The sequence below is a fragment of the Alicyclobacillus fodiniaquatilis genome, from assembly GCF_042678105.1.
Classification (GTDB): Bacteria; Bacillota; Bacilli; order Alicyclobacillales; family Alicyclobacillaceae; genus Alicyclobacillus; species Alicyclobacillus fodiniaquatilis.
The window spans coordinates 55,559-68,884 of sequence record NZ_JBHUCX010000067.1 but is presented as its reverse complement, the minus strand read 5'-3'; the positions used below and the strand labels follow the sequence as shown (position 1 = coordinate 68,884).

General features: G+C 51.7%; 11 protein-coding genes. 9 read left to right on the top strand and 2 right to left on the bottom strand.

All coding sequences use genetic code 11. The features are described 5' to 3' along the window. The first annotated feature begins 145 nt into the window (after positions 1-145). The 4 genes from ACFSB2_RS17625 to ACFSB2_RS17610 all read left to right on the top strand — a co-directional run bounded on the left by ACFSB2_RS17625 (position 146) and on the right by ACFSB2_RS17610 (position 3,107). Positions 146-364, top strand: a complete 219-nt coding sequence (locus ACFSB2_RS17625) for a hypothetical protein (protein WP_377944422.1) — start codon at positions 146-148, stop codon at positions 362-364. Between the two features lie 103 nt (positions 365-467). Next, complete coding sequence (locus ACFSB2_RS17620; protein WP_377944421.1) at positions 468-1,178, top strand: GNAT family N-acetyltransferase; 711 nt, start codon at positions 468-470, stop codon at positions 1,176-1,178. A gap of 178 nt (positions 1,179-1,356) precedes the next feature. Next, entirely contained in the window at positions 1,357-1,698 is a 342-nt protein-coding gene (locus ACFSB2_RS17615) for a Rieske (2Fe-2S) protein (RefSeq protein ID WP_377944420.1), read from the top strand. Positions 1,699-1,706: 8 nt separating this feature from the next. Further along, complete coding sequence (locus tag ACFSB2_RS17610; RefSeq protein ID WP_377944419.1) at positions 1,707-3,107, top strand: Rieske (2Fe-2S) protein; 1,401 nt, start codon at positions 1,707-1,709, stop codon at positions 3,105-3,107. Between the two features lie 130 nt (positions 3,108-3,237). Here the strand turns inward: ACFSB2_RS17610 and ACFSB2_RS17605 are convergent, their stop codons facing one another. Continuing rightward, positions 3,238-3,999 (bottom strand): MerR family transcriptional regulator, encoded by a 762-nt coding sequence (locus tag ACFSB2_RS17605; protein WP_377944418.1) that lies wholly within the window; start codon positions 3,997-3,999, stop codon positions 3,238-3,240. Between the two features lie 128 nt (positions 4,000-4,127). Between ACFSB2_RS17605 and ACFSB2_RS17600 the strand changes: the two genes are divergently transcribed. From ACFSB2_RS17600 to ACFSB2_RS17585, 4 genes are all read left to right on the top strand, one after another. Then, complete coding sequence (locus tag ACFSB2_RS17600; protein ID WP_377944417.1) at positions 4,128-5,285, top strand: ROK family transcriptional regulator; 1,158 nt, start codon at positions 4,128-4,130, stop codon at positions 5,283-5,285. Between the two features lie 86 nt (positions 5,286-5,371). Then, entirely contained in the window at positions 5,372-6,316 is a 945-nt protein-coding gene (locus ACFSB2_RS17595; RefSeq protein ID WP_377944416.1) for an ROK family protein, read from the top strand. A 43-nt stretch (positions 6,317-6,359) separates the two neighbouring features. Next, on the top strand, positions 6,360-8,099 hold the full coding sequence (locus tag ACFSB2_RS17590) for a class I mannose-6-phosphate isomerase (RefSeq protein ID WP_377944415.1): 1,740 nt from the start codon (positions 6,360-6,362) through the stop codon (positions 8,097-8,099). Between the two features lie 134 nt (positions 8,100-8,233). Further along, positions 8,234-10,327, top strand: a complete 2,094-nt coding sequence (locus ACFSB2_RS17585) for an FUSC family protein (RefSeq protein WP_377944414.1) — start codon at positions 8,234-8,236, stop codon at positions 10,325-10,327. A 65-nt stretch (positions 10,328-10,392) separates the two neighbouring features. On the opposite strand, the gene ACFSB2_RS17580 is transcribed toward ACFSB2_RS17585, so the two are convergent. Beyond that, a complete protein-coding gene (locus tag ACFSB2_RS17580; protein WP_377944413.1) occupies positions 10,393-11,298 on the bottom strand; it encodes a helix-turn-helix transcriptional regulator in 906 nt (301 codons plus the stop codon). 139 nt (positions 11,299-11,437) lie between these two features. Here ACFSB2_RS17580 and ACFSB2_RS17575 point away from each other — a divergent pair, with 139 nt between their 5' ends. Further along, on the top strand, positions 11,438-13,312 hold the full coding sequence (locus tag ACFSB2_RS17575) for a beta-L-arabinofuranosidase domain-containing protein (RefSeq protein ID WP_377944412.1): 1,875 nt from the start codon (positions 11,438-11,440) through the stop codon (positions 13,310-13,312). Positions 13,313-13,326: the final 14 nt, after the last annotated feature.

Below are 13,326 nucleotides of genomic sequence, written 5' to 3'. Positions count from 1 at the left end.
TTCTGAGAAGCCCCTGCCTTTAGGCATGGGGAGTGGTCACCAATGGTTGTAACGGTCAAGATATCTTCCGGTATAAATTCGTGAAACATCAAAGTTTTTTTACAATTTCAAAAGTATTGGATATATACTGTGGGAAAGGAGGTGTATGTGCTATGAAAAAGTTGTACAGTTCGCCAGTCGTATTAGAACATCAAGCTTTGGTATTCGAGACGGCCATGTCGTCACCGGCATCCCCACCGAGCCACTCTTCTCCACCGTCACATTCGTCACCGCCATCGCATTCGTCACCACCGTCACCATCATCACCTGGTACCAAAATTATTCCTTAATCAATTTAATTTTATTGTGGTTGTGCAAAATCTAGCTCATTCCTGAGCTAGATTTCGTACCTTATAATGTGCGCGAACAATGCGATTTGTTCAGTATTTTAGATAATGTTAATCGATTATATGGGGAATGTAGAATAGATGGATGAATTGACACGCATGTGGCGAAAGGTGACTTCGCAAAGTCTGAAGCCAAATACACCAACAGAGTATACGTGGATACCCGCTTGTACCGACTCTGTAATAGAATCTATATTCAAATACAATGTAAAAATTGGTCCAGTAGATCTAATCACAGCTACTGAGGCACATCTTCCATTCCTGATATCTTGTAACAGTGATGTTGAAGGCATGCGAATGCTTGGATATACATACCGAATTTCTCCAGAAAGATTTAAGGATGACATGTACAGTTGGAACGTACTTCAGATAATTGTTACTGAATCGCCAATTGGATTTGTCAAAGCCAATGTGAATCCAGATGATAAAAATGCCAATGTTTCATTGTACTTAGTTCCCAAGGCACGTGGGTGGGGCATTTCACACTTGGTTATGCGCCCATTCCTTTCTTTGCTCTTCGATACGCTTAGTCTTCATAAAGTTCAATTTGCGGTATGGGAATTTAATAAATCAAGTCTAAACAATTTCAAACAATACTTAAACTTGGATGCAATTTTACGGGAAGATGCCTATTACCAAGGTCGGTATTGGGACAAGTTTGTTTTCTCCGTTGTGGATCGAGAATGGACGACTGTTAAAAACCAACTTGTAATCATGGAAGAGAGAGCGAATAAGTTATTAACAAAACGGAAAGAGCGACGGAGGGCTATAAGTGAAACAGTATTAGGATAAATAATGACGTGATGATCGGCAGCAACTTAAAATACGTTTAAAAACTATAACGGCGGCGCGTATCCACGTTCTTATTCCGCATAACCTCAGCATTACAGGATGTTACGCATAGTGTATCAATAGTCCTCAGTCTTCACGACAAATATAAGTCAAACAATTATATGAAGGAGGGGATTCTATGCCGACGAATTGGGTCCTTGCTGGCGAGGAAGCGGAAATCCGCCAGAAAGGCGTAAAAGTGATTCCCGGGAGTATCGCAGTTTTTGCCCACGAGGACAATTTCTATGCAGTTGAAAATCGCTGTCCGCATATGGGCTTTCCTCTGCACATGGCAGCTTGTGCAACGGTATTCTCACTTGTCACTGGCATCACGCGCGATTCGATGTATGTAGCGGCGGCACCTTGGATCCGTTTGCCGACGACGTGCCTGCCCATCAGGTCAAGGTGGAAAACGGTGAAGTTTGGGTCGATCCGCTGCCTAAAACCAAGAAAGACATCTCGAAACACTTCCAACGCCTGAGGGAAGGATTGGAGCAAAATATTTCCCTGGTGATCGCCAAATCGGTCATCGCATTGATAGAAGCTGGCGTGTCTGAGGTGGAAATTGCGAAAGTGGGCGTGGCATTCGGCACTGCCGAACGTGCGGCAGGTTGGGGGCCGGGGCTGACCATCCTCACCGCGATGGTCAACGTGCTGCCGAAACTGGATGCTTACGGGCGCATCTTGGCCTTGTCCCAGGGCTTGGCGCATGTGGCCAGAGATTGTGCCGGTCAGTCGACGCGACATATGCTGCAATCGCTGCCGACAACCAACTTTTCGCTCGAACGTTTGGCTGCATGGTACCGAGAGTGCGTTGAAGTGCGCGACACACAAGGCGCCGAGCGGGTGTTGTTGACTGCTATCGAAAAAGGCGCGGATGAAAACCAGTTGGCCGACATGATGCTCGTTGCGGCGACGGATCACTTTTATCTGAATGGCGGACACACTTTCGATTTTCACAATAAAGCGTTCGAAATGTTGGAACATGTCGGTGAAGCGCAACGCAAGACGACGTTGACTTCTCTGGTGCCGCTGCTCGCCAATCCGAGCCGCAGTGAGGAATCGCAAAATTGGAATGCGCCTGTGAATTTGGTGAAACCGCTTCAGGAAGCGTTTCGTGAACTGCCGGAAATCGTGAATGATATGCAGCTTGTAAAAGCGCCCGAGCTGGATGAGGCACAGTTTGTCAACCAGATCCTCAGTGACGATCCGCTGGCAACTGTCCAGGTCATTAGCCAGACGTTGAAGCGCGGCGTTCTGCCAGCACGTGTCGCGCAATTGGTCGCTCTTGCTGCAGCCGAGCGGATCACGCGCTTTCACATCCAGAACGACTTTGGCGATTGGATCGCGGTTTTGCATACGTTTACCCACGCGCACGCCGTTCACGAGCGTTTGTTGCGGGGGACGGACGCGCTGGCGATACGTGCCATCTATTATACTGCGATGCGGATTTATCTGGATCGCTTTCTCAATATTCCTCCCGCTCGGCGTCCAGGGACGGGAAAACAGGCGCCGCAAGCGTACTCGACGCAGCCGGAGGAACTGTTGGAACTGATGGATCAGCGCCAGCAGGTTTCAGAAGCGGCCAACTGGGTTGCAAACTACTTGAACAACAATGGGGACGTTGATGCATTGTTGAACACGCTAGGCCATACGTTGTTGCGGGAGGATGCGGAATTCCATTCCTTCCAGATGTACGAGGCGGCGCTCAATGAGTATGAACGTTGGGCAAGCGTGGATTCTCCGATGTCTGAATGCGCGAAAGAGACGATGTTGTTTGCTTTGACACGGTATCTGGCCGCTCATGCGCCGACAGCGAGGGAATTACCGCACGTCGTCCGGATTGCTTGGCGCCTGCAGCGGGGTGAGAAGTTATTTGAAGAGAAGTAGCATAAGCAGTAGCGTGAGCAAACCTGTTGGGGGACGCGGAATGACGGTCCGCCAACAGGTTTGGGTTGATGAAAAACCGCTTGTTCAATGGCGTGATCGCCCAGTCGACATGATACATTTGCTGAATCGTTTACTTGACGCCTGTGTAGATGTGGATGGCATCTCGCAGGAATGCTGCAGTACCTGGTTGCTGTTCATCGTAGTACGCCTTGAATCGCGCATCATCCACGTACATTTGGGCGAGGTTTGCGTGGGCCTCTTTGTTGTAGGCCGACCAAAAATAGCTCAACCACTGTCTGTGCAGTTCCGCTGCCCTTTGGGCAAGGGCACTGGCAGCATCACCCGTTTGCATGGCCTCTGCCAAAGTGGCCTTCAGTTCAGATTCCAGTTGTGTGACTGCTTCATACGCCTCGGGTGTCATGTTCAACACTTTTTCGTTCGACTGGTTGAAGCTGTCGTCCTCATATTTCTCGCGGATTTCCTTTCCGTATGTTTGCTCGTTGTCCTCGATCATCTTTTGTTTAAAGCCTTCGAATTTCTCCTTGTCGCTCATGGTAATTCTCCCTTCGGTCATCGCAATGGTCTTGTCGACATTTGTAATCAATTGATCCAACTGCTTTCTCTTGGCTAACAGTTGCGCGCGGTGCGCTTTCAGCGCTTTCGCCCTGTCGAAGGCGGGATCGGTCAAGAGCGCTTGAATGGTGCCGAGACGGACGCCCAATTCCCTGTAAAAGAGGATCTGTTGCAAAATGTCCACTTCCGCTTGTCCATAGAGTCGGTATCCCGCTGTATTCGTCCTTGCTGGATGCAGCAGCCCAATTTCATCGTAATATCGCAGTGTTCTGGTGCTGATGCCTGCCAATTTGGCAAGCTTTTGGACCGTGTATTCCATCGGTATCACCTCCTGACAACGAAACTGTAAACCTTTACGTTGCGTAAAAGTCAATCCCATAAGTGCTTTACTTGTTTAATTAAATGAGTTATAAAAATAGTTATAATAAGTATTGGGAGATTGGAAACTTGAACAGTTCTTCTGGCGTCAATGCGAGCAGCTTGAAGCAAATGAACAAAACGACGATTATTGATGCACTTTTGAACGGTTCACCTTTGACAAAACCGGAGATCGCCGAGCGGACGGGGCTTACATTTGCCACGGTTTCCAATTTGCTCAATGAACTCATGACAGCCGGTTATGTGCGGGAAGCGGGCTATGCCAAATCAGGCGGGGGCCGCAAACCGTTGTTATATCGACTCAACCCGCTTTCCAAAGTCTTCTTCGGCGTCGATGTTCAGGTCGATCAGATGGTATGTGTACTGATGGACATTGAGGGTCGATTGATTGTCTCTTCTTCTGTGCCCTTTGCGACGAGCGAGGGTCCACATGCGGCGGTGGCATTGGTCTGTCAGCAAGTGAGGGAGATGTTGGCCGCTCGGCAACTGGATATCTCGCAAGTCGGCGGCGCTGGCATCTCTACCCCCGGTCCCGTAGATGGCGAAGCGGGCATTATTCTTTCTCCACCGAATATGCCTGGATGGCGAAATGTGCCGTTTCGTCAGATGGTGCAGGAAGAACTCCAGGTTCCTTGCATGTTGGAAAAGGATGCGAATGCGGCTGCTTATGGTGAGAATCGATATGGTGCAGGGCAGCGTACGGAGCACATGATTTATGTGATGTCCGACGTTGGCATTGGCGGTGGATTGATTTTCAACGGGCATGTATATCGCGGTTTTCTCAACGATGCCGGTGATATTGGCCACACGATTATCGACATGGAGGGACCACGGTGCAATTGCGGTGGACGGGGCTGTGTGGAGGCAGTCGCGTCAGGCATTGCCATTGAGCGAAGCGTTCTCCAGGCGACTGGTGTGGAGATGAATCTGTCCAGCATTTTGGCTGAGGCACCGGACAACGCCAACTTGTCTGCATTGGTAGCCAAAGCGGGGGATGGACTTGGGGTGGCCATTGCGAGTTTATGCAACGCTTTGAATCCAACAATGGTGATTTTGGGCGGTCGCTTGCCCATCGAGAGTGAACTCTATTTTCAGCATGCTCAGTTGACGGCTCGTCAGCGCATGCTTCCTGAATTTACGCACCAGATTCGGATTGAACGCGCCAAATTGAAGGGGCGTTCAGCGGCGATGGGCGCGGCGATGCTGGCTTATCGGTTGATTCATTGAGCGCACGGCCGAGTATGCTTCAAACACGCAATTGCAGAAAGAAAACTGGGGATTTTTCAAAAATCCCCTTGGGTAGGTGTACACAAATGGCTACAAACTATGTGTTGGCGTTTGATGTCGGGGGCACTTCCATACAGGCAGGGGTCATCTCCGAAACTGGAGAGGTGATGCAGGAGACACTGGCTGTCTACGATGCACTGGCACATGGGACCAAGGATGAAATTATCACACATATGGTCGATTTGATAGAACAGCAGATGGACAGTATTACACAAACAGAACATTCATGTTTGGGCATTGGGTACGCTTTTCCCGGCCCCTTTGATTATCAACGTGGCATCAGTTTAATTCGCGGCTTGAACAAATTTGAGTCCTTATATCAAGTAGATGTGCGGCAAGCCATCCAAACGGAGATTTCACAGCGTGATAGCATCCGTTCAAGACTACATTCGAATTATCCGCTGATGTTTGAAAATGACGCGCGGCTGTTTGCCCTAGGCGAGACCTTTCAGGGGAAGGGGCGAGGATATCAGCGCGCCATTTGTCTGACGCTCGGGACAGGGCTTGGTTCGGCGTTTGTGGAGCAGGGGATGTTAATCCGCGGTGAACGGGGCATTCCCGAGCAAGGATGGGTCTATGACATGCCATTCAAGGAAAGCATCGTGGATGATTATGTGTCGCGACGTGGAATTTTGCGGCTGGCTTCATCGGCCGGGATCGACACAAGCGTCAACGATGTGAAGGAGATTGCGCAATTGGCGACGCAGGGCGATGCGGTTGCCTTATTTGTGATGGCGGAATTTGGGATGTGGCTTGGAACCGTTTTGCGGCCGTTTGTGGAATCGTTTCAACCGGATGTCCTGATTTTTGGCGGCCAAATCGCGCGTAGCTATCCCTTGTTTGCAACTGGCCTGCAACAGGGGATCGGGCGTGATGATGTGGTTTGTGAAGTGGCAACAGACGTGAATGCAAGTACGCTTTTGGGCGTTTATCGGATGGTGACCAGTTGGCGAACGAGCAAGACTAGGTGAACTGGGATGTGTGATGCGATATCGAAGGAAAGGATGGGTTTGTGTGGCGCGTTATGATCAAGCACCGGTTGTCTCCATTCAGGGCAGGGACGTTGAAGTTTGGCAGGGATATAGAGCGATTAGAGAGGAATTGGCGAAAAGAATCGCGCATCGTACGAAAACGGTGTTGACCATCGAGTGTTACCCGGCCGTGCGGCGCGATGAAGTGCTGGCAGGTCTCTCTGCGTTGCCGCTGGCGTTGGTCGTCGATGCGGAAAAGGCGGCGCTGGATCCAGCGGAAATCACGGACAAGATGTCGCCTTATCTCACGGAGGATCGCGTTTTTGGCTACATGTCGCCTTTGAACATCCATGATGTCTATGACGTGGAGAAATTGGACCAACTGCGGCAGCGTGTGGATGAGGTGCAAAGCGGTCTGGTCATCGTGATTGGGTTCGGCGCTTCCCTCGTGACCAAGGGGGATGTACTCGTCTACGCAGATCTGGCGCGGTGGGAAATCCAACAGCGGTATCGCAGTGGGGAGTTTGGCAACTGGCGTGCGGCGAACCAGAAAGAGGATATGCTGCGTAAGTACAAGCGGGGCTATTTTGTCGAATGGCGCATGGCGGATCGACTAAAGCGGTCTTTGCTTGGCGAGGCTGATTATTACTTGGATACGAACGTCCGGAACGATCCCAAAATGCTGACGTGCGCTGCGCTGTTTGACGGATTGCGCCAGACGGTGGCGCGCCCCTTTCGGCTTGTGCCCTATTTTGATCCGGGTGTCTGGGGTGGGCATTGGCTGAAGGAAAACATCGGCTTAACACCGAAAGATGCGCCGTATGCTTGGGGATTTGACGGGGTGCCTGAGGAAAACAGCTTGTATTTCCAATATGGGGACATTCGGGTAGAACTGCCATCCATCAATCTGGTCTTTTTTGAACCGAAATCGTTGCTTGGTGAAAAGGTGTACGCGCGTTTTGGCGCCGAGTTTCCCATCCGTTTTGACTTCTTGGACACCATGGGCGGCCAAAATTTGAGCTTGCAAGTTCATCCGTCGACAGACTACATCAAAGAGACATTTGGCATGCACTATACGCAGGATGAGAGTTACTACATGTTGGACGCTGGGGAAGACGCGGTTGTTTACTTGGGTTTGAAAGCGGGCGTCGAGCCAGAAGCGATGCTTGAGGATTTGGAACTGGCGCAACAAGGAGAACAGTCGTTTCCAGCCGAGGCGTATGTGAACGTCTTTGCGGCGAAAGCGCATGATCACTTCTTGATTCCCGCAGGGACGGTGCATTGTTCTGGCGCGAACAGCATGGTGCTGGAGATCAGCGCGACACCCTATATCTTTACCTTCAAATTGTGGGATTGGGATCGACTTGGGCTTGACGGCAAGCCACGGCCCATTCATTTGGCGCATGGACGTCAGAACATCGCGTGGGATCGGACGACAGACTGGGTGAAAGACAATTTGGTCAGCCGCGTCGAAGTCGTTGCCGAGGGTGAGGGCTGGAGAGAAGAGCGGACTGGCCTGCATGCGTTACAATTTATCGAAACGCGGCGCCATTGGTTTACACAGCCGGTGTTGCACCATACAGAAGACGTCGTGAATGTGTTAAATTTAGTGGCAGGGGACGAAGTGGTTGTGGAAAGCCCAACAGGCGCTTTCGCGCCGTTTGTCGTCCATTATGCCGAGACGTTTATCATCCCGGCTGCTGTAGGGGCGTATACCGTGCGGCCTACGTCTTCTGCGCTGCAAAAGCCGTACGCGACCATCAAAGCGTTTGTGCGCACTTGAGATACATATGGGGCAAACTTGAAAATCCGAAGAGGCAAGCGCGCATACAGCCACTGCGGGAGCGCTGTATGCGCCTTTGTGTGTAAAATACGTCCGATAACCTGAATACATACAGGAAAGGCGGCCAATGTAGTATGTGGCGAAAACGTACGTTTCGAAGCTTAGATGACATCACGAAGCATGACCGCACACAACTTCGAATTGTACCAGCCTTCCACAATGCCATCGCCATTGCGCTGCCGTTGGTCGCAGGCGTGCTCACCGGACACGTCTTGGTGGGTGTCGGCATTGCCATTGGGGCTCTGATTGCGGCGTTTGGCACAGTGAACGGGACGCTTCGCACGCGGATGCGCACGATGATCTTCATCATCGTGTGGTTGACGCTTGCGACGTTTGTTGGCGCGTTGGCTGGCGGCATCACTTGGCTGACTGTGCTCTTCATTGTGGCCAGCGGTTTTGCCGCTGGCATGGTCACCGCAGTGAGTGGGGCCGCCGCGCAGATTGGCGTGTTGACCACCAATGCGCTCATCATCATTTCGCATGTGCCGCAGGGGCCGCTCCATGCCCTGGAGCATGCATTGTTTGTCATGGCAGGCGGTTTGTTGCAACTGTTGTTGATGTTCTGTTCGGATTGGCTCAACAAATCGGATGCGGAAACGGAAGCGGTGATGGCGTCTTATGCGGCCATTGCCAGTTATGCGGTGCAACGCACGCGCAAAGCGGATTTACACGTGGCATCCTCTCTGATGGAAGCAGACAATTTTTTGAATGACTCCTATATGCGCAAACACCGTTGGCAGAAGTTGCGCATCCTGATGAATCTCGCCGAGCTTGTCCGAATTGACATTGTCACGCTGACAGGTATGACGAAGCTTCAGCAGAATCAGCAGACAGGTCACCGGGACGATATGGCGTCGCTAAACGATGCGTTGAGCAAAGCAGCCCATATTTTGTCGTGGGCCTCCACCCATATGCAAGCTGGCAAACCTGCCGACAGTGAACAAGAGATGATCACGGCAGATTTGAGAAGCGCGTTAGCTACGACATCAGCGCAATTGACATCTGGCGCAAGCTCCGATGCGCATTTGTGCATACACCAACTGTACTCGAAACTGGCGCAGGTGGTGGATCTTCTTCGTCCGATCACGCCGGATGACGCCTATGTGGTCGCATATGCGCCGCGCCGCTCTCCTTTCGCCGAATTGAAGCGGCTTCGCACGACATTGCGCGCCAATTTCACCTTTCAGTCCACCTCATTTCGGCATGCAATCCGTCTTGCGGCGGCGTTGCTGATTGCAGCGGTCATATACAGAACTTTGCCATATCCTTATGGTTATTGGCTGCCACTGACCACAGGGATCATCCTGAAAGTCGACTTCTTTTCCACGTTGAGTCGCGGCATTGCCCGCGTGCTTGGCACGGTGGGCGGGCTGATTGTGGCGACACTGTTGACGATGATTCCCGATGTGAATCATCTGCTTGCCATCTTGCTCATCATCCTCTTCGGCTGGGCGATGTACACCGTCACAAATTACAACTTTGCGCTGTTTTCCTTCTTCATGACGGCGGAAATTGTCATGTTGCTGTCCTTCTTTGACATCACCCCGCCAGCGGTGGCGATTACCGCCCGACTGATCTACACCATTTGCGGCAGTATGTTGGCGATGCTTGCCTATGTGGTTTGGCCAACTTGGCAGCGCCAAAACGTGCCAAGTGTGCTTGCTGATTTGATTGGCGCTGAGCGCCAATATTTTCATGCCATCATCAGTCAAACCGCACAGTCCACACAGACGCAGTTGCGGCGCAAACAGGCGCGTTTGGCCCGGACTAACGCGGCGCGCGTCATCGATGGATTTATGCACGAACCAGCCGCGCAAACACTGGATGCCCATGCGGTTTCAGGGCTGTTGACCGCGCTTCATCGCTTTTCGGACACGCTGCTTTCCTTGGAGTCTGGCTTGAACGCGGAACATGAACAGATTTTTCAGCATAAGGCGTTGGCGCACTGGGCAAGTCAGTTGGAGGCTGTGCTCGCGCAAGTGGAACATTGTGTCCGCGAGACATACGCAGCGGTGCCGCGCGACGCTTTTGCCCATACGGACATCAACCCGGAGATGGTTTCTTTTCTGCCAGCTGGTTATCTTGCGGTGGCATTGATGCGGCTGGAGGAAACGATGGGCACAATGACGCGGATGCTGCCTATCATCCGTGTGGAGGATACCCGCTGAAGGCAGATAAGATTGGTGTTCATTGACCGTGTTTCGCGATTGACCGAGACGTGGTTTGGCGCATGTTAATCAGCGTCCAGCACACGCTCGGTTGTCTCCAATTGTCCGCTGTATTTCTTGCGCAACTGGTTCGGCTGCATCCCCTCTGTTTTCTTGAATAAGCGACTGAAATAGGCCATCTGGCCAAACCCACAACATTCTGCGATCCGCTCAATGCTCCAGTCTGTAGAAATGAGCAGCAGTTTGGCCTGTTCGATGCGGATGCGATTTACATATTGAAGCGGTGTGCAGCCAAAGACGCGAATCATACAGCGCGCTACATGGTTTGGGTGAAAGCGAAGCGCCTCGCCAAGCGCTTTGTAGTTGATTTTTTCTGTGTAGTGTTGGCGCAGATAACGCGCTGCTTTCTCCGCAACGGCAATCGTCGGTGACGGACCAGCGCGATGTGTCTGGTTTGACAATGCCTGCAGCAATTGCTGAAAAAGGATCTGTTGTTCCCACTCCCAGGCAGTTGATGCGTGGTACGGAAACAAAATTTGGCGGCAGAGGTGGAGTACTTTGTCCCAATTGAGTATATGGCATTGCTTTGCCACTCGAATGGTAAAAGGAGGTTCAGAAAAGGCGTTTCCCTGGTCGACTCTCGGTGCGGTGGACATGTAGGTTGGCTGAGATGACAGGTCTGATAGATCTTCCCATTCCTTGGCTGTCGTGAAATGAAACCAATAAAAGTGCGTCTCTGTTTCACAAGGTCCAGTCGCAAAATGGTGCCTATCTGGATAGAGAATCAGGGATTGGCCAGCCTCCACACGTAGATGTTGTTTATCTTCGCCAAGCAGCAAGCACCCTTTTGTCACAACTAATAAATCGAAAACGCCAATCCGATTGCGATTGGGATGAGATTGACCAATGGTGTACGTGTCTTCACCCGCAGCCAAAAATGTCGGCAGCGGCGGCGCGCTCAGTTGCAGCAATGGCTTCTCTCCTTCGATGAAAATGTTGTGATCGTACAAGTTCAAGTTATGATTGGCGCTGATTTACTAGAGATTATAGCATTATCATAAACCCAGATGGATTCATATTGTGATCATTCTGAAATAGAGGTGAACCTTGATGGCTGTGCAAGACCAGGTGAGCAATAACGCATTGTTGAACAGCGCATTCCAGGCGTTGCGGCTCGGAAGCATCAAACCGATGGGCTGGCTGCGCAATCAGTTGGAAATTCAAAAGAATGGATTGACCGGTCATTTGGATGCGCATTGGGAGGACGTTGGCCCAAACAGCGGCTGGCTAGGCGGTTCGGGCGAGGGATGGGAACGCGGTCCATACTATGTGGACGGCCTCTTGCCTTTGGCGTATCTGTTGGAGGATCAAACTTTAATTGAGAAGGCAAACAAGTGGATTGAGTGGACGCTGGCGAGTCAAAAAGAAGATGGATCATTCGGTCCGGCGCTGAAAACGGTCAACCACGAAGTGGCCCAGCAGGACTGGTGGCAGTATTTTATCATGCTAAAGGTGCTGACACAGTATCAGGAAGTGACACAGGACGAACGGGTTATTCCTTTTATGACGCGGTATTTTCACTACATGAACAATGCGGTAAAGGACTTGCCGCTCAAAGAGTGGGCACAGGCGCGCGGCGCGGACTTGTTGCTGTCCATTCACTGGCTCTATGAGCGGACACAGGATAGCGTCCTGCTTGAATTAGCTGAAACCATCCAAGGGCAGATGATCGATTGGGGCGCGATTTTTCGCAAGTTTCCATATCAGCGCAAACAAAATGAGTGGGATCACCGCATCCATGTGGTCAACGTCGCCATGGCGGTAAAAGCGCCCGCAGTCATCTATCGCCAGACGGGGCGTGACGAAGAACGCGAGGCAGTTTACCAGGGTATCACAGATTTGATGCGGTATCACGGTCAGGCGCACGGCATGTTTTCGGGAGATGAGTGGTTGTCCGGCACACATCCCAGCCAAGGGGTCGAGCTTTGCGCCGTGGTGGAGTATATGTTTAGCATGGAAAATCTCGTTCGCATCCTCGGTGACGGCTTGTTTGGCGACATTCTGGAAAAGGTCGGCTTCAATGCGTTACCTGCAGCGATATCGCCGGAGTGGGATTCTCATCAGTACGATCAACAGGTCAATCAGGTCATGTGCAATGCGGCCAAGCGGCCTTGGGTCAATTCGCCCGATGCGAACCGCTTTGGGCTTGAACCGAATTTTGGTTGCTGCACAGCCAATATGCATCAAGGGTGGCCAAAATTGGCCGCAAGTTTGTGGATGGGCACACATGATGGCGGGATCGCAGCTGTTTCGTATGCGCCATGCCAGTTACAAACGAGTGTGGCGGATGACACGGACCTTTCTTTGACAGTGCAAACCGAATATCCGTTTCGCGAACAAATTCGTATGGATGTGGCACTTTCCAAAGCGGCAGCATTTCCGATTTTGTTGCGCATTCCGGGATGGTGCAAGCGGCCGGAAGTCAGGGTGAACAAGCAATGGCAGCAGTTGCAAGTTGTAAATGGGTTCGCCCGGATTGACCGACTGTGGCAAGATGGCGATTGCATCGAAATGATCCTGCCGATGGATGTCGAATTGGACGAGCGGAACAACCATGCAGTGAACGTGCAGAGCGGCCCGTTGGTTTATGTGCTGCCGCTTGGTGAGCAGTGGATTCGCGTACGCGAACGTGAACGGTTCCACGACTGGGAAGTGTATCCGACGAGTGCCTGGCAGTATGCGTTGGTGCGGGATGCGGCTTTTGAACGCACAGAACAGGCGGTGAGCCATCAGCCCTATCAAACGGCGAGTGCGCCCGTCAAGCTTGTGACAGAAGGAAAAATACTAGCCAACTGGCTGATGGAACAGCATTCGGCAGGCGATCCGCCATTGAACCCGCGGCCATATCCGGGTGAAGCGACGCGGTTGGAATTGGTGCCATACGGTTGCGCACGCTTGCGCATTGGCGAGTTTCCGGTGCTGTAGTCGGTTGCGGCGTG

Bases quoted from the DNA above. Each gene is read 5' to 3' on its own strand.
- ACFSB2_RS17585 (WP_377944414.1), top strand. From the start codon at position 8,234: ATGTGGCGAAAACGTACGTTTCGAAGCTTAGATGACATCACGAAGCAT.
- ACFSB2_RS17605 (WP_377944418.1), bottom strand. From the start codon at position 3,999: ATGGAATACACGGTCCAAAAGCTTGCCAAATTGGCAGGCATCAGCACC.
- ACFSB2_RS17620 (WP_377944421.1), top strand. From the start codon at position 468: ATGGATGAATTGACACGCATGTGGCGAAAGGTGACTTCGCAAAGTCTG.
- ACFSB2_RS17595 (WP_377944416.1), top strand. From the start codon at position 5,372: ATGGCTACAAACTATGTGTTGGCGTTTGATGTCGGGGGCACTTCCATA.
- ACFSB2_RS17615 (WP_377944420.1), top strand. From the start codon at position 1,357: ATGCCGACGAATTGGGTCCTTGCTGGCGAGGAAGCGGAAATCCGCCAG.
- ACFSB2_RS17625 (WP_377944422.1), top strand. From the start codon at position 146: ATGTGCTATGAAAAAGTTGTACAGTTCGCCAGTCGTATTAGAACATCA.
- ACFSB2_RS17575 (WP_377944412.1), top strand. From the start codon at position 11,438: ATGGCTGTGCAAGACCAGGTGAGCAATAACGCATTGTTGAACAGCGCA.